General features: G+C 41.0%; 31 protein-coding genes. 29 read left to right on the top strand and 2 right to left on the bottom strand.

Going from position 1 to position 21,019, the window contains the following annotated elements; genetic code table 11:
• A partial coding sequence (locus CRJ00_RS03460; protein ID WP_180268410.1) for a transposase occupies window positions 1–374 on the top strand: 374 nt, incomplete at its 5' end.
• 249 nt (window positions 375–623) lie between these two features.
• Here CRJ00_RS03460 and pyk read toward each other — a convergent pair.
• Window positions 624–2,057 carry a pyruvate kinase gene (gene pyk / locus CRJ00_RS03455; protein ID WP_099365489.1) on the bottom strand — a complete coding sequence of 478 codons (1,434 nt, stop codon included), beginning with the start codon at window positions 2,055–2,057 and terminating at the stop codon, window positions 624–626.
• Window positions 2,058–2,167: 110 nt separating this feature from the next.
• Window positions 2,168–2,668 carry an IPExxxVDY family protein gene (locus CRJ00_RS03450; protein ID WP_099365488.1) on the bottom strand — a complete coding sequence of 167 codons (501 nt, stop codon included), beginning with the start codon at window positions 2,666–2,668 and terminating at the stop codon, window positions 2,168–2,170.
• A gap of 269 nt (window positions 2,669–2,937) precedes the next feature.
• Here CRJ00_RS03450 and CRJ00_RS03445 point away from each other — a divergent pair, with 269 nt between their 5' ends.
• The 28 genes from CRJ00_RS03445 (at window position 2,938) to rplO (ending at window position 21,017) form a co-directional block, all read left to right on the top strand.
• Window positions 2,938–3,174, top strand: a complete 237-nt coding sequence (locus CRJ00_RS03445) for an acyl carrier protein (protein WP_079643602.1) — start codon at window positions 2,938–2,940, stop codon at window positions 3,172–3,174.
• Between the two features lie 27 nt (window positions 3,175–3,201).
• Entirely contained in the window at window positions 3,202–4,455 is a 1,254-nt protein-coding gene (gene fabF, locus CRJ00_RS03440; RefSeq protein ID WP_099365487.1) for a beta-ketoacyl-ACP synthase II, read from the top strand.
• An 87-nt stretch (window positions 4,456–4,542) separates the two neighbouring features.
• The gene (gene rnc / locus CRJ00_RS03435) at window positions 4,543–5,289 is read left to right on the top strand and encodes a ribonuclease III (RefSeq protein WP_099365486.1); all 747 of its coding nucleotides are present in this window, start codon (window positions 4,543–4,545) and stop codon (window positions 5,287–5,289) included.
• Window positions 5,290–5,322: 33 nt separating this feature from the next.
• Window positions 5,323–6,702 carry a histidine--tRNA ligase gene (gene hisS / locus CRJ00_RS03430; RefSeq protein WP_099365485.1) on the top strand — a complete coding sequence of 460 codons (1,380 nt, stop codon included), beginning with the start codon at window positions 5,323–5,325 and terminating at the stop codon, window positions 6,700–6,702.
• Between the two features lie 136 nt (window positions 6,703–6,838).
• Window positions 6,839–7,834, top strand: coding sequence for a pyruvate dehydrogenase (acetyl-transferring) E1 component subunit alpha (gene pdhA, locus CRJ00_RS03425; protein ID WP_099365484.1), 996 nt, complete (start codon window positions 6,839–6,841; stop codon window positions 7,832–7,834).
• A gap of 41 nt (window positions 7,835–7,875) precedes the next feature.
• Window positions 7,876–9,549, top strand: coding sequence for a pyruvate dehydrogenase complex dihydrolipoamide acetyltransferase (locus CRJ00_RS03420; RefSeq protein ID WP_099365483.1), 1,674 nt, complete (start codon window positions 7,876–7,878; stop codon window positions 9,547–9,549).
• Between the two features lie 171 nt (window positions 9,550–9,720).
• Complete coding sequence (locus CRJ00_RS03415; RefSeq protein WP_373560866.1) at window positions 9,721–10,890, top strand: serine hydrolase domain-containing protein; 1,170 nt, start codon at window positions 9,721–9,723, stop codon at window positions 10,888–10,890.
• Window positions 10,891–10,906: 16 nt separating this feature from the next.
• The gene (locus tag CRJ00_RS03410) at window positions 10,907–11,266 is read left to right on the top strand and encodes a CoA-binding protein (protein WP_099365481.1); all 360 of its coding nucleotides are present in this window, start codon (window positions 10,907–10,909) and stop codon (window positions 11,264–11,266) included.
• 519 nt (window positions 11,267–11,785) lie between these two features.
• Window positions 11,786–12,403 (top strand): 50S ribosomal protein L3, encoded by a 618-nt coding sequence (rplC, locus tag CRJ00_RS03405; RefSeq protein ID WP_099365480.1) that lies wholly within the window; start codon window positions 11,786–11,788, stop codon window positions 12,401–12,403.
• Between the two features lie 5 nt (window positions 12,404–12,408).
• Entirely contained in the window at window positions 12,409–13,038 is a 630-nt protein-coding gene (rplD, locus tag CRJ00_RS03400) for a 50S ribosomal protein L4 (protein WP_099365479.1), read from the top strand.
• Window position 13,039: 1 nt separating this feature from the next.
• Window positions 13,040–13,330, top strand: a complete 291-nt coding sequence (rplW, locus tag CRJ00_RS03395) for a 50S ribosomal protein L23 (protein WP_099365478.1) — start codon at window positions 13,040–13,042, stop codon at window positions 13,328–13,330.
• Between the two features lie 6 nt (window positions 13,331–13,336).
• Window positions 13,337–14,164 carry a 50S ribosomal protein L2 gene (rplB, locus tag CRJ00_RS03390; protein ID WP_099365477.1) on the top strand — a complete coding sequence of 276 codons (828 nt, stop codon included), beginning with the start codon at window positions 13,337–13,339 and terminating at the stop codon, window positions 14,162–14,164.
• Window positions 14,164–14,430: a 30S ribosomal protein S19 gene (rpsS, locus tag CRJ00_RS03385; protein WP_002997495.1), complete on the top strand. Its 267-nt coding sequence runs from the start codon at window positions 14,164–14,166 to the stop codon at window positions 14,428–14,430. The genes rplB and rpsS overlap by 1 nt, the downstream gene beginning before the upstream one ends.
• 6 nt (window positions 14,431–14,436) lie before the next feature.
• Entirely contained in the window at window positions 14,437–14,868 is a 432-nt protein-coding gene (gene rplV / locus CRJ00_RS03380) for a 50S ribosomal protein L22 (RefSeq protein WP_099365476.1), read from the top strand.
• Between the two features lie 11 nt (window positions 14,869–14,879).
• Window positions 14,880–15,662: a 30S ribosomal protein S3 gene (gene rpsC / locus CRJ00_RS03375; protein WP_099365475.1), complete on the top strand. Its 783-nt coding sequence runs from the start codon at window positions 14,880–14,882 to the stop codon at window positions 15,660–15,662.
• 53 nt (window positions 15,663–15,715) lie between these two features.
• Window positions 15,716–16,138 carry a 50S ribosomal protein L16 gene (gene rplP, locus CRJ00_RS03370; protein WP_099365474.1) on the top strand — a complete coding sequence of 141 codons (423 nt, stop codon included), beginning with the start codon at window positions 15,716–15,718 and terminating at the stop codon, window positions 16,136–16,138.
• 92 nt (window positions 16,139–16,230) lie between these two features.
• Complete coding sequence (rpmC, locus tag CRJ00_RS03365; protein WP_099365473.1) at window positions 16,231–16,449, top strand: 50S ribosomal protein L29; 219 nt, start codon at window positions 16,231–16,233, stop codon at window positions 16,447–16,449.
• Between the two features lie 13 nt (window positions 16,450–16,462).
• The gene (rpsQ, locus tag CRJ00_RS03360) at window positions 16,463–16,717 is read left to right on the top strand and encodes a 30S ribosomal protein S17 (RefSeq protein WP_013665010.1); all 255 of its coding nucleotides are present in this window, start codon (window positions 16,463–16,465) and stop codon (window positions 16,715–16,717) included.
• Window position 16,718: 1 nt separating this feature from the next.
• Window positions 16,719–17,087, top strand: a complete 369-nt coding sequence (gene rplN, locus CRJ00_RS03355) for a 50S ribosomal protein L14 (protein WP_037498951.1) — start codon at window positions 16,719–16,721, stop codon at window positions 17,085–17,087.
• A 2-nt stretch (window positions 17,088–17,089) separates the two neighbouring features.
• A complete protein-coding gene (rplX, locus tag CRJ00_RS03350; protein ID WP_099365472.1) occupies window positions 17,090–17,434 on the top strand; it encodes a 50S ribosomal protein L24 in 345 nt (114 codons plus the stop codon).
• Window positions 17,434–18,003, top strand: a complete 570-nt coding sequence (gene rplE, locus CRJ00_RS03345; protein ID WP_099365471.1) for a 50S ribosomal protein L5 — start codon at window positions 17,434–17,436, stop codon at window positions 18,001–18,003. The genes rplX and rplE overlap by 1 nt, the downstream gene beginning before the upstream one ends.
• On the top strand, window positions 17,996–18,265 hold the full coding sequence (rpsN, locus tag CRJ00_RS03340) for a 30S ribosomal protein S14 (RefSeq protein ID WP_093364161.1): 270 nt from the start codon (window positions 17,996–17,998) through the stop codon (window positions 18,263–18,265). The genes rplE and rpsN overlap by 8 nt, the downstream gene beginning before the upstream one ends.
• Before the next feature lie 144 nt (window positions 18,266–18,409).
• Complete coding sequence (rpsH, locus tag CRJ00_RS03335; RefSeq protein ID WP_099365470.1) at window positions 18,410–18,808, top strand: 30S ribosomal protein S8; 399 nt, start codon at window positions 18,410–18,412, stop codon at window positions 18,806–18,808.
• 20 nt (window positions 18,809–18,828) lie between these two features.
• Window positions 18,829–19,383, top strand: a complete 555-nt coding sequence (gene rplF, locus CRJ00_RS03330; RefSeq protein WP_099365469.1) for a 50S ribosomal protein L6 — start codon at window positions 18,829–18,831, stop codon at window positions 19,381–19,383.
• A gap of 5 nt (window positions 19,384–19,388) precedes the next feature.
• Window positions 19,389–19,742, top strand: a complete 354-nt coding sequence (gene rplR, locus CRJ00_RS03325; protein ID WP_099365468.1) for a 50S ribosomal protein L18 — start codon at window positions 19,389–19,391, stop codon at window positions 19,740–19,742.
• Between the two features lie 13 nt (window positions 19,743–19,755).
• Window positions 19,756–20,274, top strand: a complete 519-nt coding sequence (gene rpsE / locus CRJ00_RS03320; RefSeq protein WP_099365467.1) for a 30S ribosomal protein S5 — start codon at window positions 19,756–19,758, stop codon at window positions 20,272–20,274.
• Between the two features lie 4 nt (window positions 20,275–20,278).
• Window positions 20,279–20,458 (top strand): 50S ribosomal protein L30, encoded by a 180-nt coding sequence (rpmD, locus tag CRJ00_RS03315; protein ID WP_099365466.1) that lies wholly within the window; start codon window positions 20,279–20,281, stop codon window positions 20,456–20,458.
• 112 nt (window positions 20,459–20,570) lie between these two features.
• Entirely contained in the window at window positions 20,571–21,017 is a 447-nt protein-coding gene (gene rplO, locus CRJ00_RS03310) for a 50S ribosomal protein L15 (RefSeq protein WP_099365465.1), read from the top strand.
• Window positions 21,018–21,019: the final 2 nt, after the last annotated feature.

The following is a 21,019-nucleotide window of genomic DNA, read 5'->3' as shown; positions in this document are numbered from 1 at the left end:
GCCATTTGGCTATCAGAAAAGTTCGGGGAGGAAAAAAGAACGGAGTGAGCAATCAAGTTGATAGCTATTTCTTTAATGTAGAGAAGTGTAAGGTTTGCCCACTTAGAGAAGGATGTTACAAGGAAGGGGCTAGAACCAAGTCCTATTCCATCTCCATAAAAACCGATCTTTACAAAGATCAGATGGCTTTTCAAGAATCAGATTATTATCGGAGAAAGTCCAGGGAAAGATATAAAATCGAGGCCAAGAACAGCGAGCTCAAGAATGTCCATGGATATGGCAGGGCCGATTCCTATGGTATCCAAAACATGGAAATGCAGGGTGCAATGGCCATCTTTACGGTAAACTTGAAAAGAATCCTGAAATTGATCTAAAAAGGAAAGGTATTACCTCAAAAACAGGGCAATTGGGATACTAAAATCTCAAACAGCAAGCCTAATCGGCTAAACCTTCAATAAGGCCATTAAAAAACACACTTTCAGAAATCCTTTAAACAAAAATGACCGAGTAAGGTAAATCCTGTACTCAGTCATTTCTTTAAATCTCATTAAAAAGTTGAGACTTTTTCAGTGCCCTCGCATAAGCTCGGGCTTTTTTATGTTTCTAGATGTTTCGAATGAGGATTATTTTACTTCAGAAACACGGATGGTGTTTGTTCTTCCTTTCGCATGTAGCGGCGTAGAAGAGGTATTGATCACAATCTGACCAGGTTCTACCAAACGGTGTTGTTGTAAAAGTCCATTTACATCTTGGATCGTACCATCGGTACTTTCGTATTTTTCGTAGATGAAGGCTTTCGCGCCCCAAACTAAGCTTAATGTACGCAATAATGTTCTGTTACCGGTAAAGACATAAATATCGGCATCCGGACGGTAACTCGCAATTTCCATCGCTGTATATCCTGAAGCGGTCATGACCGCAATGGCAGAAGCATTTGTTTTTTCGGCCAAGAAGATGGATGAGCTACAGATGGCATCTGGAATACGGGTTACACCTACTGTTCCCAAGGTTTCTTTTTCGCTGTAGTAAGGATAAGAAGTCGCTTCTACATGGGTAATCACCTTTGCCATGGTTTCAATAACGATCTCTGGGAATTCACCTACAGATGTTTCGCCAGAAAGCATCACGGCATCAGCACCATCGATCACCGAGTTAGCCACGTCGTTCACCTCAGCACGCGTAGGACGCGGTGTAGTGATCATACTTTCCAACATCTGGGTTGCAATGATAACCGGTTTGGAAAGGTTACGGCATTTCTGTACAATGATCTTCTGAAGTCCTGGAACTTCTTCCATTGGCATTTCCACACCCAAGTCACCACGAGCTACCATGATCGCGTCCGTAGCCTCGATGATCGCATCGATATTATCGATCGCTTCTGGTTTTTCGATCTTCGCAATCACTTTGGCATGTGATCCCTTTTCCTTGATGATCTCCTTACATTGGTAAATATCTTCAGCTGAACGCACGAAAGACATGGCAATCCAATCGGCACCATGATCTAAAGCAAAGTTCAGATTGTCCAGATCTTCTTCTGTTAAGGAAGGGATAGATACTTTGGTGTTCGGCAGGTTCACGCCTTTGCGGGAAGTTAGGATACCGCCGTGTACCACTTCGCAGGTAACTGTATCTTTATGATTAGTGGTTAATACGCGTAACTGTAATTTACCATCATCTAACAAAATGATCTCGCCTTCTTTTACATCATTAGGAAAGTTCTCATAAGTGATGTAGATTCTTTTTTCATCGCCGATCAGTTCATCGGTTGTGATTTCAACGACACTACCGTTGACCAAGATGGCACCGCCTTCTTTCATCTTTCCGATACGGATTTTAGGTCCTTGTAGATCGGCTAATATACCCACATTGAAAGGGTGTTCTTGGTTGATTTCGTTAATGGTATTGATTACTTTGAGGTGATCCTCTTGACTTCCGTGGGAGAAATTAAGGCGACAAACATCGACACCTTTAGCAATCATACGGGTCAGAACATCTTTTTTAGAGGAAGCTGGGCCTAATGTTGCAACAATTTTGGTCCGCTTTTTTAGTTTATCCATTTGAATGAATTTTAATTTTTTATATTCTTACTGTTATCAATTCGCAAATAAAATCCCCGATTTGCGAAGGTTAGGTTTATGTGTAGAAGTTACACTATCTAAATAATTCGCTAAAATATCAGATTTTCTTTAGATTTCAATGCGGTTGGGTCTATTTCTTTTACAAGAAGGACCTCGGGTATGGTTTTAATATTGTCGATAAGTGCGTCTAAATCATCAGGATGTATAAAATGCTTGATGATCAGAAAATAATCAAAGCTAAGGATTTCCGGCACTAAAGAAGCTCCTTCGATGGATTTGTTACTTAACAGGTAGTATTCAAATTCGAAGGTAAGGTTATGGAACCGAAAAATATTAAAATGCTGTTGTACAGGTTTTTTGTTTTTTTTGTTTTCGTAAATGATGTGATAGTCCAATTCATCCTGCGGTTTATCTTTTTTATTTCCGTTATGGTCGTAATAGTCCTCTTTTCCGTTGATAAATTGGAGCCCTGTATGCTTATTGATGAAATGGGCTAGGCGATAATCGCGAAGTACTGAGCTAATTCCTACTAAATTAAAATCCAGTTCCAGGTCGAAGTCGGTTTCCAGTTTAAAAGTGATCTTACTCAAGCCAAATAAAGCGTTTAGTGATTAACAAAAATAAAGAAATATGCGGTTTAATCTATGAAATATGATAAAATTAACATTAAAAATAGATTAAGTTTGTAAAACAATTTTAGTTTTATTATTATTGAATAAGGTTAGTATCTAAGCGGTTGAAAAACCAAAACTGGGGTACCTTTGTTCTTTATTTGTTTCCAAAAGTCAAAAAGATTTGATTATTGGGGAAATTTATTTTTTCTTTGCACAGATTTATTAAACAATTAAACTAGAAAATCATGTCAGATATCGCATCAAGAGTAAAAGCAATTATCGTAGAAAAGTTAGGTGTAGACGAAAATGAAGTAACACCAGAAGCTTCTTTCACGAATGATTTAGGTGCAGACTCACTTGATACAGTAGAGTTGATCATGGAATTCGAAAAAGAATTCAACGTTGCAATTCCTGATGACCAAGCTGAAAACATCAGTACTGTAGGTCAAGCAATCGCTTACTTAGAAAAAAACGTTAACTAACTAATTTTATTAGGCCAGACATCATAAATGGAGCTTAAGAGAGTAGTTGTAACAGGATTAGGCGCACTTACACCAATCGGCAACACCGTCCCAGCTTACTGGGAGGGTTTGATCAATGGTGTAAGTGGAGCCGCTCCTATCACACATTTTGATGCGTCAAAATTCAAGACCCAGTTTGCTTGTGAAGTTAAGGGATTTGATCCCCATGAGTTCATGGATCGTAAAGAGGCGCGCAAAGTAGATCCGTTCGTGCAGTACGCCATTGCTTCTACAGATGAAGCGGTGAAGGATGCCGGATTGGATTTTGATAAATTAGATAGAAACCGCATAGGGGTAATTTGGGGTTCGGGTATTGGTGGTTTGACTACTTTTACAGAGGAAGTTGCCAATTTCTCAAAAGGAGATGGTACACCACGCTTTAACCCATTCTTTATTCCGAAAATGCTCGTGGACATTGCTCCAGGACATATTTCAATGCGCCATGGCTTAAGAGGACCTAACTTTTCGGCTGTTTCAGCGTGTGCATCTTCGACCAATGCGATGATCGATGCTTTTACCTATATCCGTATGGGTAGGGCAGATGTAATCATTACGGGTGGTTCGGAGGCAACAATCAATGAAGCAGGGATTGGTGGTTTCAATGCGATGCACGCACTTTCTACACGAAACGATGATCCAAAAACGGCTTCTCGTCCATTCGACAAGGACCGTGATGGGTTTGTTTCTGGTGAAGGTTCGGGCGCGATCATCTTGGAAAGCCTTGAGCATGCATTGGCACGCGGAGCAAAAATATATGCTGAGGTAGTTGGCGGAGGCATGAGTGCTGATGCACACCATATCACAGCTTCACATCCTGAAGGATTGGGCGCGAAATTGGCGATGACCATGGCCATCAACGATGCCGGTATGGACTTCTCGGATATCGATTACATCAACGTTCATGGTACTTCCACACCAGTTGGAGATATCAGCGAAACGAAAGCGATCGTAGATCTATTCGGTGAGAATGCCTACAAGCTGAACATCAGCTCAACAAAATCAATGACAGGCCACTTATTGGGGGCAGCTGGGGCAGTGGAAGCAATTGCTTCGATCCTGGCGGTGCAGAACGATATCGTTCCACCAACGATCAACCACTTTACGGATGATCCTGAAATTGATAACAAATTGAATTTCACATTCAATACCGCTCAGAAACGTGTTGTGAATGCAGCATTGAGTAATACCTTTGGCTTTGGAGGCCATAACGCTTCCGTTATTGTCAAAAAGTATAAAGGTTAACATGGTATTTTATCCTATAACAGGCTAAGAATTTTACTGATAGGTAGTTGATCTTTTTCGACTACCTATTTGTTATTTAATATAATCATGCCCATTAAACAGGTCTATAATCTATATCTGTCTCCCAGTCGATCATATGTACGGAAGCTAAAAAACCTATTGGGTTTTGTTCCAGGAAATGTGCGTTTATACCAAATGGCATTTCGGCATAAGTCTGTCGCTATCCTGATCAAAGATGGGGTAAAGAACAGCAATGAGCGTTTGGAGTTTTTGGGGGATGCCGTTCTGGGGTCTGTTATCGCAGAACTTTTATTTAAACTTTATCCTTATAAGGATGAGGGGTTCTTGACGGAGATGCGATCAAAGATCGTTTCCCGTGCAAACCTCAATCAGCTTTCCCGCAAGCTGGGACTGAACGAATTGATCGAATACGATGCCCGGATGATCAGTTACCCGAATAAACAAGGATCGCTTTTGGGAGATGCCTTTGAAGCCCTTGTTGGTGCGGTCTACCTGGATCGTGGCTATCAATTCACCCGGGAATTTTTGTTGACCAGGATTATCAAACCCCATGTGGATATACATACCTTGGAAATCACGGAGACCAATTTTAAGAGTCGCCTGATCGAATGGTGTCAACATAACGGTAAAGAAGTGGCATTTTTGCAGATCGATAATCCGGAAGGAGAATCCAATAAGTTATTTTCTGTGAAGGTTGTGGTAGACGGTGAAGATTGTGGAATAGGAAGAGACTTCAACAAAAAGAGTGCAGAAAAATTGGCTGCCGAGAAAGCATGTGAATACCTCAAAGTATTTACAGACTTTACCATCTAAACATTTTATACGAATTAGCCTTACGATTTCAGTATGAAAGCAATTAAACCATCATTAGCAAAAGGAACTCGTGATTTCACTCCTGTAGAAATGGAGAAAAGAAATCATATCTATAATACCTTAAAAACCATTTTCAAAAAATATGGTTACAGCGAAATCCAGACACCTTCGTTTGAGAACCTTAGTACCCTGACCGGTAAATATGGGGATGAAGGGGATAAGCTGATCTTTAAGATTCTGAACTCTGGAGATTACCTTTCCAAAGCACCTGAAAAGCTGTTGGAAGAGAAGAAATCCACAGAACTGATATCTTCCATTTCGGAAAAAGCCTTGCGTTACGATCTTACCGTTCCGTTCGCCAGGTATGTGGTGATGCATCAGCATGAGATTGCCCTTCCATTCAAGCGTTTTCAGATCCAGCCGGTTTGGCGTGCGGATCGCCCGCAGCGAGGTCGCTATCGCGAATTCTACCAATGCGATGTGGATGTGGTAGGTTCTGATTCCCTATTGAATGAGGCTGAGTTTATTTTGATTTATCAGGAAGCCTTGACAAAATTAGGACTTCAGGATTTCAACATCAAATTGAACAACCGTAAGATTCTTTCCGGAATCGCGGAAGTGGTTGGGAAACCGGAATTGATCGTGGATATGACGGTGGCCATCGATAAGTTGGACAAGATCGGTCTGGAAGGTGTCAATAAGGAATTGCTTGAAAGAGGTTTTACAGAAGAGGATCTGGCGGTATTAAAACCGATCATTGAGTTGAGCGGAACAAACCTGGAGAAACTTACAGCCCTAAAATCGGTATTGGTGGATTCGGCTGTTGGTTTGCAAGGAATAGCTGAAATTGAGACCGTATTCGATTACCTGCAGAAACTGGGTCAAGGATCATTGCTGGAGAAAATTGTTGAAGTGGATATTACCCTGGCTCGCGGATTGAATTATTATACCGGCTGTATCTTTGAGGTGAAAACGAACGAAGTGCAGATGGGAAGTATTGGCGGTGGTGGTCGTTATGATGACCTGACCGGGATGTTTGGTCTGAAGGAGATCACGGGCGTAGGTGTATCTTTTGGTGCAGACCGGATCTATGATGTGCTGGAAGAATTGAATCTGTTTCCGCCGATCAATGCAGAGCGCACGAAAGTGTTGATCATTAATTTTGACAAGGAACTGGAAGGCTTTACCTTGCCACTACTGTACCAGTTGAGGGATGCGGGTATTGCTGCTGAGTTATATCCTGCCGCTGTGAAACTCAAGAAACAGATGAGCTATGCCGACGCAAAACAGGTGCCTTATGTGCTGTTGATTGGAGACGAGGAGGTTCGTTCGGGGGAACTGTCCCTGAAGAACATGGAGAGCGGGGAGCAGGAAAAGTTGGGGATTGCCGCTTTAATTGAAAAACTTAAATAAGTATTCTAAGATATAAATGAAATAAATCGACTCTAAGTAGGGTCGATTTTTATTTTGTAACCTAAAATTTATCAAAAATCTCGTTAATATTGATTAAATTTGTGGTCAGTTTAGTAAAGAAATTCAATACTTAGAAATGAGTTCAACACCTATAACAAAAGAAACCTACCTAGAGTGGTATAAATCTATGCTGCTCATGCGCAAATTTGAAGAGAAGTCAGGCCAGCTATACGGACAACAAAAAATCCGTGGATTCTGTCATTTATATATCGGACAGGAAGCTGTTGTGGCTGGTACCATGTCTGTTATCAAGCCGGAAGATTCCTTAATCACTGCTTATCGCGATCATGCTCATGCCTTGGCTAAAGGGGTATCTGCAGATGCATGTATGGCAGAATTGTTCGGTAAAGCGACAGGCTGTTCAAAAGGTAAAGGTGGTTCTATGCACTTTTTCTCGAAAGAGCATAAGTTTATGGGTGGCCACGGTATTGTAGGTGGACAGATTCCATTGGGTGCCGGTATTGCCTTTGCAGAGAAATATTTGGGAACTGATAATGTGAACATTTGTTATATGGGTGATGGAGCGGTTCGTCAAGGAGCGTTCAATGAAACCTTGAATATGGCGATGTTATGGAAATTACCAGTGATCTTTGTTTGTGAGAACAACGGTTACGCGATGGGTACTTCTGTAAAACGTACGACCAACATGCAAGATATCTACAAAATGGGATTGGGATTTGATATGCCAAGTGCACCGGTAGATGGAATGGATGTGGTTGCAGTTCACAACGCGATGGATGAAGCCGTTCAACGTGCTCGTGCAGGTGAAGGACCTACTTTCTTGGAGATCCGTACTTACCGTTACAAAGGACACTCGATGTCTGACCCAGCGAAATACCGTACCAAAGAGGAATTGGAAGAATACAAAGAGCGTGACCCGATCATCGCGGTTAAACACGCTATCGTAGAGAATAAATATGCAGATGATGCATGGTTCGATCAAGTAGAAGCTGAAGTGAAGAAAACGGTTGATGACTCTGTTAAATTTGCAGAAGAGTCTCCATATCCTACTGCAGAAGCAATTTATGAAGATATTTACGTACAGAAGGATTATCCTTTTGTAATGGATTAATGAACGATAATTACTTTAACTAATATAGAACATCTTAAGAAATGGCTGAAGTAGTAAGAATGCCAAAAATGAGCGATACCATGACAGAAGGGGTCATCGCAAAATGGCACAAAAAAGTTGGCGATAAAGTAAACTCTGGAGATTTAGTTGCAGAGATTGAAACAGATAAAGCAACAATGGATTTCGAATCTTACCAAGAAGGAACCTTGTTGTACATCGGCCCTAAAGAAGGCGAAGCAGTGGCAATTGATGCTGTGATCGCTGTTTTAGGCGAAGAAGGAGAAGATTATGAGGCATTGTTGAAAGACGATGGTTCAGCTGCTCCTGCGAAAAAAGAAGAAGAGAAAGCGGAACCTGCGAAAGAGGAATCTTCAAAGGAAGAGTCTTCGAATGAAGAGGCTGCTGGATCGAATGTTACTGCAGAAGATCTTGGTGTTACGGTTATTACGATGCCTTTGTTGAGTGATACCATGACGGAAGGGGTTATCGCACAATGGAACTTTAAAGTTGGAGATACCATCAAATCTGATGATGCTATTGCTGATGTGGAAACGGACAAAGCGACCATGGAAGTAACAGCTTACGCAGATGGTACTTTATTATATGTAGGTGTTGAGGCTGGACAGGCAGCGAAAGTAAATGATATCATTGCTATCGTGGGTCCTGCTGGAACAGATGTTACACCTTTATTGAACCAAAAATCGGCTGCTCCTGCTGAAGGAGAAGCGAAGAAGGAAGACTCAAAACCTGCAGAGGAGAAAGCAAATGCTGCTGCTCCTGCGGAATCCGGTTCGGCACCTGTTGCTGCTGATGATTCTAGGGTTAAAGCATCTCCATTGGCTCGTAAGATTGCTAAAGATAAAGGAATCGACCTGAACCAAGTAAAAGGTTCGGCTGAGAACGGAAGAATCGTGAAGAAGGATGTGGAGAATTTCGTGCCTTCGGCAGCGCCTGCCGCTGCGGCTGCATCTGCTCCTGCAAAATCTTCGGATGCGGAAGTGAAAACCATCAGTTTACCAACTTATATTGGAGAAGAACGTTATACCGAGAAGCCTGTTAACCAAATGCGTAAAACAATTGCTCGCCGCTTAGGAGAGTCCTTGTTCACCGCACCACATTTCTATCTGACGGTAAGCATCGATATGGATAATGCGATGTCTGCACGTGCACAGATCAATGAAGTAGCACCGGTTAAGGTTTCATTTAATGATATGGTTATCAAAGCGGTGGCTGTTGCGTTAAAACAGCATCCTAATGTTAACTCTTCATGGTTAGGTGATAAGATCCGTTACAACGAGCATACGAATATCGGTGTGGCCATGGCTGTTGAAGATGGTCTATTGGTACCGGTTATCCGTTTTGCTGACGGTAAATCGTTGTCACACATCTCTGCAGAGGTTAAAGACTACGCACAGAAAGCAAAAGCTAAGAAATTGCAACCAGCTGATTGGGAAGGTTCTACCTTTACCGTATCTAACTTGGGTATGTTCGGAATCGATGAGTTCACATCGATCATCAACTCTCCAGATGGTGCCATTCTTTCTGTTGGAGCGATCCAACAGGTTCCAGTGGTTAAGAACGGAGCTGTTGTTCCTGGAAACATCATGAAGCTGACTTTAGGTTGTGATCACCGTGTGGTTGATGGCGCGACTGGAGCGCAATTCCTTCAAACATTGAAAGGATTGTTGGAAGCACCAATCCGTTTGTTGGCATAAGGGTTCAACTTTTAAGATATGTTAAATGGGGTCATTTTTTGACCCCTTTTTTTGTTAATTTTCAGAAGAAATGCTAATTTGTCGGTTAGGTTAATTTAGGTTGATATAAACTTATATACACAATATATTTTGGTGATTACAAGGTTATTTTTAATGATGGGTTTAGGGGCAATGGTTGTCATGTCCTGTGCTTCCCCAGAGGCCAAACAACAAGAGGTCAAGGTCAATCAAGCAAAGAAAGATAGCATCAGTTTACTATACGATCCGAAGGCAGCGAACATGGAGATCGATGCGTTTATGCAGAACCTCCATAAGCGTTCAGGATTCAATGGGAATGTGCTGGTAGCCAAAAAAGGAAAGATTCTGTATCAGAACTCCTTTGGATGGGCAGATTACCTGCTGAAGGACAGCTTGAATCTAGGTTCACAGTTTGAATTGGCGTCCGCATCAAAACCATTGACGGGTTTGGCTGTTATGAAACTGGTGGAAGAAGGGAAATTGAAACTCGATCAGACGGTCAATGATTTCTATCCGAACTTTCCATACCCAGGCATCACCATAAAACAACTGTTGAGCCACCGTTCTGGTCTTCCTAACTATGTTTATTTTTCGGAAGACGTGTATAGGGCAGAGAAGAGGGATCAGAAGAAAGGAATGAGCAATCAGGAGGCGATGAACTTGTTGATTCAACATCACCCGAATAGATATGGAGCTCCTGATGGAAGGTTCCATTATAATAATTCGAACTATATGGTGTTGGGATCAATTATTGAGAAGGTAACTGGAAAAGATTTCGCAGTTTACATGAAGGAAGCCATTTTTGATCCTGCAGGAATGAAACATACCAACGTATATTCCAAGGCTGTTTATGAAAAGATCCCTACGAAGGTGATTGGCCATGATAGGGTTTGGAGACGTTCTGTAGTCCAGAATTATTTGGATGGACCGGTGGGAGATAAGGGTATTTACAGTACGGTTCAGGATATGTTCCTATTGGATCTGGCTATCCGCGATGGGCGGATATTGAAACAGGAGACGCTTGATTCGGCCTATGTGCCAAGGAGTGATGCGAAAAGAAGCTTGTTCAGTTATGGATATGGCTGGCGAACCTTTAATCCACCAGGAAATCCGATGGTTTACCATACAGGTTGGTGGCATGGATTTAAGAGTTTGTATGTTAGGGACTTGAAAAACGATGTGGTTATTGTGCTGTTGACGAACATGGCAAATGGCAGTTTGAATAATCTAGATAATTTGTATAAGATATTAGAAATTCCTATTTTGAGACAAAATGCTTACAATGCTAGTGGCGAATATGTAGAGGCTAGTGGTAGCAAATAGCTAAAATAAATTTATTATGAAAAAAACCTTGATTTTAGGGGCGAGTACTAACCCAGCTAGATATTCATATTTAGTAGCGAATAAATTAGTGCGCAAAGGATTTCCAATTGTCAATGTAGGGCGCAAGACAGGGAAGGTTGCTGGCGTTGAAATCGAACCTGCAGAGGAGATTCACGATGATATTGATACGGTTACCCTGTATGTTGGGCCTCAGAATCAATCGGCATATTATGATTATGTGTTGAAGACTAACCCGAAACGCATTATTTTTAATCCTGGTGCAGAAAATCAGGAATTGGCGGATAAGGCAAGAGCGCAAGGGATTGAAGTGGTGGAAGCTTGTACGTTGGTGATGCTGAATACGGGACAGTTTTAGGGGAGTAGTTAGTAGTTAGTATTTAGTAGTAAGACGTTAGATTATAGACGTTAGATAATAGATATTTAATGGAGCAAGGGGTGGACCCCTCGCTTTTTTGTTGGGGTTGGTTTCGGGGTTGGGTTGGTTGGGATGGGATGGGATGGGATGGGATGGGATTGGGATTTGGTGGTGGGTAGGCAGAATGTCATCCTGAGCGAAGTCGAAGGATCTGTTCGGAGGTTTTAAGCGTACAGATCCTTCGACGATGCTCAGGATGACAGGGGATGAAAATCGGGGAGTTGAGGGGAGTGGATTGTTGCGGGGGATAAGTAGTGATTTTTTGGATAGAAGAGGGAGTGAATTATTGAGGTTTAGAAGTAGAGATTTGTAGATGGAAACATCAATATTAAAAAAATAATTTACTAACTATTTGATAGTTATAAAAATGTTTGTACTTTTGCAATCCCTTAATGGGAGAATTGTGTCTTGAGCGAAGCCCTACTGCTTCGATGGACTTTTAATTAATTTATTTATAACATGTCAGGAATTATTGGTAAAAAAGTAGGAATGACCAGCCTGTTCAACGCTGATGGGAAGAACATCCCATGTACAGTAATCGAGGCTGGGCCGTGCGTGGTAACGCAGATACGTACGGTAGAGAAGGACGGTTATTCAGCTGTTCAACTTGGATTTGATGATGCCAAGGAAAAGAACACAACCGCACCTTTAAAAGGACACTTTGCGAAAGCAGACGTAAGTCCTAAGCGTAAACTAGTTGAATTCAAAACTTTCGAGGATGAGAAACAACTAGGTGACGTTGTTGATGTTACTTTATTCGAAGAAGGCGAGTACGTAGATGTAGTTGGTACTTCTAAAGGTAAAGGATTTCAAGGCGTTATGAAGCGTCACGGATTTGGTGGTGTAGGTGGTGCGACTCACGGTCAGCACAACAGACTACGTGCACCAGGTTCATTGGGAGCTTCTTCTTGGCCTTCCAGAGTATTCAAAGGTACTCGTATGGCAGGTCGTACAGGTGGAGACAGAGTAAAAGTTCAAAACTTACAAGTATTGAAAGTTTATGCTGAGCAAAACCTAATCGTTGTTAGTGGTTCCATTCCAGGAGCTAAAGGTTCATATGTAATCGTAGACAAATAGTAGAGATGGAAGTTAACGTATTAAATTTATCAGGTAAAGAAACAGGTGCCAAGGTGCAACTTCCTGAATCAGTTTTCGGCTTAGAGCCAAACGACCATGCGATCTATTTGGATGTGAAACAATACTTAGCGAACCAACGCCAAGGAACAGCCAAAGCAAAACAACGTAATGAGATCGCGGGTTCAACTCGTAAATTACACAAACAAAAAGGTACTGGTGGTGCTCGTGCGGGCTCTATCAAATCTCCATTGTTTAACGGAGGTGGTCGTGTATTCGGTCCAGTTCCACGTGACTACAGTTTCAAATTGAACAAGAAATTGAAACAATTAGCACGTAAATCTGCATTATCTTACAAAGTACAAGAGAACAATGTTTTAGTATTGGACGAAGTAAACTTCGATACGATCAAAACTAAAAACTACTTGGCTTTAGTAAATGCATTAAACATCGCTGACGAAAAAACCTTATTGGTATTGCCAGCGTACAACAAAAATGTTTATTTATCAAGCAGAAACTTGAAGAAAGCAAAAGTTGTTGTAGCATCAGATTTGAATACATATGATGTATTGCACGCTACAAAATTATTGTTGACAGCAGATTCTGTTAAAACTTTGGAGGAAGCATTCGCTAAGTAATATGGAAATTATTAAAAAACCTATTTTAACGGAGAAAGCTTCATTGTTGACGGAAAAAGGAAACCGTTACGCTTTCAAAGTAGATCATAGAGCAAATAAGATTCAAATCAAAACAGCTGTTGAAGCTATGTTCGGTGTTACTGTGGTAGCAGTAAACACAGCGGTAGTTGCTGGTAAAGCAAAAAGCCGTTATACAAAAGCAGGATTTGTTTCAGGAAGAAGCCCTAAGTATAAAAAAGCCATCATCACGGTGAAAGATGGTGAAACTATTGACTTTTACAGTACACTATAATAAGAAATGGCAGTTAAAAGATTCAAACCGGTTACCCCTGGTACTCGTTTTAGAGTAGGTGCTGATTACTCGGACGTTACAACAAACGTTCCTGAGAAATCATTAGTAGTTGGCATCAATAAGCGTTCAGGTGGTCGTAATAACTCCGGTAAAATGACTATGCGTTACATCGGTGGGGGACATAAGAAAGCATACCGATTAATTGATTTCAAACGCGATAAAAAAGACGTCCCTGCAAAGGTAGCTACAATTGAGTACGATCCGAACCGTACAGCACGTATTGCATTATTGCACTACGCTGATGGTGAGAAGCGTTACATCATTGCTCCAGCTGGATTGACCGTTGGTCAGACAGTAGTTGCAGGCGAGAACGTTGCCCCAGAAGTAGGTAATACTATGCCATTGGCAAACATCCCATTGGGTTCTATCATTCACAACATTGAATTGAACCCTGGACAAGGTGGTTCCATTGCACGTTCAGCAGGTACATATGCACAATTGTCTGCACGTGATGGCAAGTATGCAATCATCAAATTGCCTTCAGGCGAGACACGTATGATCTTATTGACTTGTGTTGCTACGATTGGTTCAGTATCAAATGCTGAGAAATCGAACCAAGTATTAGGTAAAGCGGGTCGTAAGCGTTGGTTAGGCCGTCGTCCAAGAGTTCGTGGTGTGGCTATGAACCCGGTAGATCACCCTATGGGTGGTGGTGAAGGTCGCTCTTCAGGAGGTCACCCTCGTTCACGCACAGGAGTTTTAGCGAAAGGCTACAAAACTCGTTACAAGAAGAAAACATCGAATCGTTACATCATTGAGAGAAGGAAAAAATAATGGCTCGTTCAATTAAAAAAGGTCCTTATATCGATCACAACTTAGAAAGAAAAGTTCTTTCTATGAATGAAACAAACAAGAAGTCAGTAATTAAGACTTGGTCTCGTAGATCAATGATTTCACCTGATTTTGTTGGCCATACCTTCGCAGTGCACAACGGGAATAAATTCATTCCGGTTTATGTAACAGAGAATATGGTTGGTCACAAGCTTGGTGAATTTGCGCCTACGCGTACTTTCAGAGGCCACGCAGAAAAGAAAAAATAATAGGTAATGGAAGCAACAAAAAAACTCAAAAAATCTGTTTTAATTAAACAGCGCAAAGAGCAGGAAAAAGCTCAAGTAGGAGGAGCTTCTACTGCCAAATTATTAAACTGCCCTACATCGCCTCGTAAAATGCGTTTAGTGGTAGATCTAATCCGTGGTCAGAAAGTAGAGAACGCTCTTTACATTCTTAAACATACAAGCAAAGAAGCTGCAGTAAGAGTTGAGAAATTATTATTGTCGGCGATCAAAAACTGGGAAGCAGCAAACGAAGGTTCTTCAGTTGCAGACAGTGGCTTATATGTAAAAGAAGTATCTGTAGGTGGTGGTCGTCAATTGAAGAGATTACGTCCAGCTCCACAAGGTCGTGGTTACAGAATCCGTAAGCGTTCAAACCATGTAACTTTGGTAGTAGATAGTTTAAATAACGTTAATAACTAATAAATAAAAGAATGGGACAAAAAGCAAATCCAATAGGTAGCAGATTAGGGATCATCAAAGGATGGGATTCTAATTGGTTCGGAGGCAACAACTATTCTGATAAGTTAGTTGAAGACGAAAAAATCAGAAAATATCTTTCAGTACGTATCGCCAAAGGCGGAGTAGCGAAGGTTGTTATCGAGCGTACGTTGAAACGTATCACGGTAACTATCCACACTGCACGTCCAGGAATCGTTATCGGAAAAGGTGGTCAAGAAGTTGATAAGATCAAAGAAGAGTTAAAGAAATTAACTAAGAAAGATGTTCAGATCAACATTTTCGAGATCAAACGTCCGGAATTAGACGCGAAATTGGTTGCAGAAGGTATTGCAAAACAATTAGAGGCTCGTATTTCATTCCGTCGTGCAATGAAAACAGCTATCGCATCTACTATGCGTATGGGTGCTGAAGGTATCAAGGTAATGTGTTCTGGTCGTTTAGGTGGTGCTGAGATGGCACGTACCGAGCAGTACAAAGAAGGAAGAACTCCTTTGCACACATTGCGTGCTGATATCGATTATGCATTAGCAGAAGCATTGACAACTTACGGTAAGATTGGTGTTAAAGTATGGATCTGTAAAGGTGAAGTATACGGAAAGAGAGATCTTTCTCCTAACATCGGTCAAGCATCAGGCGTAAAAACCCGTGGTGGAAACGAAGGTGGTAATGACCGTCGTGACAACCGTGGAGGTGGCCGTCGTGATAACAACCGTGGAGGTCGTCGCGATAACAACCGTGGTGCAAAAAGAGATTAATTAATTAAAGATTTAAAACTATCTGTCTAGACAGAGTTAAATAGAATACGAACATGTTACAGCCAAAAAGAACGAAGTTCAGAAAGATGCAGAAAGGCCGTATGAAAGGTAATGCTTCTCGTGGAGCAGAATTAGCTTTCGGTTCTTTCGGTATCAAATCAATGGAGCCAGCATGGATCACTAGCCGTCAGATTGAGGCAGCTCGTATTGCCGTTACACGTTACATGAAACGTGAAGGTCAAGTATGGATCCGCATTTTCCCTGACAAACCAGTTACGAAAAAACCTGCAGAGGTACGTATGGGTAAAGGTAAGGGTGCTCCAGAATATTGGGTAGCGGTAGTGCGCCCAGGCCGTATGTTATTTGAAGCAGAGGGAGTTCCATTGGAAATCGCGAAAGAAGCATTACGCTTAGCTGCTCAAAAATTACCGGTTCAAACGAAGTTTGTTATACGTAGAGACTACGTAGAAGCATAATAATCGTCGGTAATGTCCCATGTTAAGCCTTACAGCCGTTACCTGTAAGGCCTAGTAAAACAAGCGGATAACCCGGCACAACAAATTGAAAAATGAAAAATTCAGAAATCGTAGAATTATCAACTGAGGATTTAACAGCTCGTCTCGCTGAAGAGAAAGCTGCCTTGAACAAATTGAAATTTGCACATGCTGTTTCTGCTATTGAAAACCCTAACGTGATCAAAGCAGCTCGCAAAGTTATTGCACGTATCTCTACCGAGATCTCTAAGCGTAATAATGCAGCAAAATCTGAAACAGCCGCTGAGGCATAAAATTTAAGTCGAAATGGAAAGAAATTTAAGAAAAACAAGAATCGGCTTAGTAGTTAGCAACAAGATGGACAAGTCTATCGTAGTGGCTGTTGAGCGTAAAGTGAAGCACCCAATTTACGGTAAATTCGTTAAGAAAACTACTAAATTTAAAGCTCATGACGAACAAAATACCTGCGGTATCGGCGATACGGTATTAATTATGGAAACTCGTCCGCTGAGTAAGACTAAGAACTGGAGATTAGTAGAAATTTTAGAAAGGGCTAAATAACATGGTACAACAGGAATCAAGACTAAATGTAGCTGACAATAGCGGTGCTAAAGAGGTTTTAGTAATTCGTGTATTGGGCGGTACGCGCAAGCGTTATGCATCTATCGGTGATAAAATTGTTGTTACCGTTAAGAGCGCTATCCCTTCAGGAAACGTGAAAAAAGGATCAGTTTCAAAAGCTGTAGTAGTACGTACGAAAAAAGAAATCCGTCGTAAAGATGGTTCTTACATTCGTTTCGACGACAATGCTGCAGTATTGTTAAATAACAACGATGAACCACGCGGTACACGTATCTTTGGCCCAGTAGCTAGAGAGTTACGTGAGAAGCAGTTCATGAAGATTGTATCACTAGCACCGGAGGTTTTATAATTATGGCACAGAAAACACAAAAAACTACGCACAAAATCAAAATTAAAAAAGGAGATTTAGTGAAAGTTATCGCTGGTAACTCTAAAGGTGTTCAAGGAAAAGTATTGCAAGTTTTAGTGGATGCTAACAGAGCAGTAGTTGAAGGCGCTAACATCGTTAAAAAACACACTAAACCTAGTGCAGCAAATCCTAATGGTGGTATCATCGAGAAAGAAGCTGCCATCAACATCTCAAACTTAGCTTTAATCGATCCTAAGACAGGTAATCCAACCCGTGTAGGACGTAAAGTGAATGCAGATGGTAAAATAGTTCGTTACGCTAAAAAATCAGGGGAGGAAATCAAATAATGACATACGTTCCAAGATTAAAAGTGAAATATGCGGAGGAAATCCGTACAGCACTTAAAGAGAAGTTCCAATACAAGAGCGTTATGCAAGTTCCTAAATTGGAGAAAATCGTTGTTTCCCAAGGTATCGGTGCTGCAACAGCTGACAAGAAATTGATCGATAACTCGATTACTGAGTTAACGACTATTACTGGTCAACAAGCAGTTCCTACGAAATCGAAGAAGGATATTTCCAACTTCAAATTACGTAAAGGTATGCCAATCGGAGCACGTGTTACTTTGCGTGACAACAACATGTATGAATTCTTAGATCGTTTGATCGCAGTTTCATTGCCTCGTATCCGTGACTTCCGTGGTATCAACGATAAAGGTTTCGATGGACGTGGTAACTACAACTTAGGTATCACTGAGCAAATCATCTTCCCTGAGATCAACATTGACAAGATCAACAAGATCGCAGGTATGGATATTACTTTCGTAACATCTGCTAAGAATGATATCGAAGCTTTAGAGTTATTGAAACAATTCGGATTACCATTCAAAAATCAAAACACGAACAACAATGGCTAAAGAAGGAATCAAGGCGCGTGAAGTAAAGCGTCAAAAATTAGTAGCAAAATTTGCAGAGAAACGTGCGGCATTAAAAGCTGCAGGTGATTACGCTGCATTAGACAAATTGCCTAAGAATGCTTCTCCTGTTCGTTTGCACAACCGTTGTAAATTAACAGGCCGTCCTAAAGGATATATGCGTCAATTCGGTATCTCTCGTGTAACATTCCGTGAGATGGCATTAGACGGAAAAATCCCAGGGGTGAAAAAAGCTTCTTGGTAATTCATAAAAAATTTATACTTTTGCCCGGATAAATCGCTTAATGCGATTTATCGGGTTTTTTTTGCATTGCAATATTTTTAACAGATAGCAGGTCTATTTCTTAGGTTAGAAGATAGAAACCGTTATCATAATTTAATACATATAATGAATACAGATCCAATAGCGGATTACCTTACCCGAGTAAGGAATGCCATCAAGGCCAACCACAGGGTTGTTGAAATTCCTGCATCGAACCTTAAAAAAGAAATCACAAAAGTTCTTTTCGACAAAGGTTACATTGCTAATTACAAATTTATTGAAGAAGGACCTCAAGGTTCGATCAAGATTGCGTTGAAATATCACCCAATTAGCAAAGTACCGGCTATTCGCACATTGACACGTGTGAGTAAACCTGGTTTAAGAAAGTATGCAAGTGTTGACAACTTACCTCGTGTATTGAATGGTTTAGGAATTGCGATTTTGTCTACTTCTAAAGGAGTAATGTCAGACAAAGAAGCTGCCGTTCAAAACGTTGGTGGAGAGGTTTTATGTTACATTTATTAATCTAGGAAAAAAACACAAAAATGTCAAGAATTGGAAAAGCGCCAATCGCTATCCCTTCGGGAGTATCGATTACAGTTTCAGACAAGAACCTGGTAACTGTTAAAGGCCCTAAAGGTGAGTTATCACAACAAGTAGACAGAGACATTACGGTACAACAAGAAGATGGTAACATCGTCGTAACTCGTCCTACAGAACAAAAGAAACACAAAGCATTACACGGATTATACCGCGCCCTGTTGAACAACATGGTGGTAGGTGTAACAGAAGGGTACAAAACTACACAAGAGTTAGTGGGTGTTGGTTACCGTGCATCAAACACTGGTAATACATTAGAATTAACTTTAGGATTCTCTCACCAGATTGTATTCGTATTGCCAAAGGAAATTACTGTAACAACAACTGCTGAAAAAGGAAAAAACCCAACAATTACGTTGGAGTCTACCGACAAACAATTGATCGGACAGATCGCGGCTAAGATCCGTAGCTTCCGTAAGCCAGAGCCATACAAAGGAAAAGGTATCAAGTTTGCGGGTGAAGTATTAAGAAGAAAAGCAGGTAAATCAGCTAAAAAATAATAACCATGGCAGGAATTAAATCAGCTCGTAGAGAGCGAATCAAAAAAGGAATCAGAAAACACCTGGCTGGATCAACAGAACGTCCACGTTTAACAGTTTTCAGAAGCAATAAAGGTATCTACGCACAGATTATTGATGATGTAAATGGTAAAACTTTAGCATCTGCATCTTCAAACTCAAAAGACTTTGCGGCCTCAGGCAACAAAGTAGAGCAATCTAAAGCTGTTGGAAAATTAGTTGCAGAGAAAGCGATCGCAGCAGGAATTAGCAAAGTAGTTTTTGACCGTAATGGGTACTTATACCACGGCCGTGTTAAGTCATTGGCTGAGGGTGCTCGCGAAGGCGGTTTAGACTTTTAATCAATTAAGGAAAATGGCATTAAGCAATATTAAAAGAGTAAAATCAAGCGAGATTGAATTAAAAGATCGCTTAGTAAGCATCCAACGTGTAGCGAAAGTAACTAAAGGTGGTCGTACATTTAGTTTTTCAGCTATCGTGGTAGTTGGAGATGAGAATGGTATCGTAGGATACGGATTAGGAAAAGCTAAAGAGGTTACTGAAGCGATCACTAAAGGTATCGACGATGCGAAAAAGAACTTGGTAAAAGTTCCTATCATCAAAGGTACAGTACCTCACGAACAATACGGTAAATACTCTGGTGGTTCAGTTTTGATCAAACCAGCGGTAAGTGGTACAGGAGTTCTAGCGGGTGGTGCTATGCGCGCCGTGTTAGAGTCTGCAGGTATCAAAGACGTATTGGCGAAATCATTAGGATCATCAAACCCACACAACGTGGTTAAAGCAACAATCGATGCATTAGCAAACATGCGTGATGCGTATACCGTTGCACAACAACGCGGTGTCGATTTAAACAAAGTATTTAACGGTTAATATCATGGCAAAAATTAAAATTACCCAGATAAAGAGCGTTATCGACAGAAGCGAGCGCCAAAAGAAAACTATTGAGGCATTAGGATTGAAACGTATCAACCACTCAGTAGAAGTTGAAGCTACAGCAGCGATCATTGGTATGGTTCGTAAAGTGAACCACCTAGTTGCAGTAGAGGCAATCTAAGAATTTCCAAATGGAAGGGATACTCACTATCCTTTCCATTTTGTTAATACTATTTTTTAATTGTTACTACCTGTTTAGTGAGAGCGAAGGGGTAACATCATTCAACAAGAAAATGAATTTAAGTAATTTAAGACCAGCAGCTGGTTCAACGAAAACAAGAAAACGTATTGGTCGTGGTCAAGGATCTGGACGTGGTGGTACTTCCACTCGTGGTCACAAAGGAGCAGGATCTCGTTCAGGTAACTCTACGAAGATCGGTTTCGAAGGTGGTCAGATGCCTTTGCAACGTCGTGTGCCTAAATTTGGTTTCAAAAACCACAACCGTGTAGAGTATGTAGGTATTAACTTAGATGTATTACAAGGTTTAGTGGAGAAACATAATTTAACTTCGGTTGATTTTGAAGCATTACGTGTTCACGGATTGGTATCAAAGAATGATTTGATCAAGATTTTAGGACGTGGTGAATTCACTGCAAAAGTAGAAGTTAAAGCACATGCATTTTCAGCTTCAGCTCAAAAAGCTATCGAAGCAGCAGGCGGTTCTATCGTTAAATTGTAATA

The organism is Sphingobacterium sp. 1.A.4 (genome assembly GCF_002734245.1).
Classification (GTDB): Bacteria; Bacteroidota; Bacteroidia; order Sphingobacteriales; family Sphingobacteriaceae; genus Sphingobacterium; species Sphingobacterium tenebrionis.
This window is presented reverse-complemented; position numbering and strand designations above follow the sequence as displayed.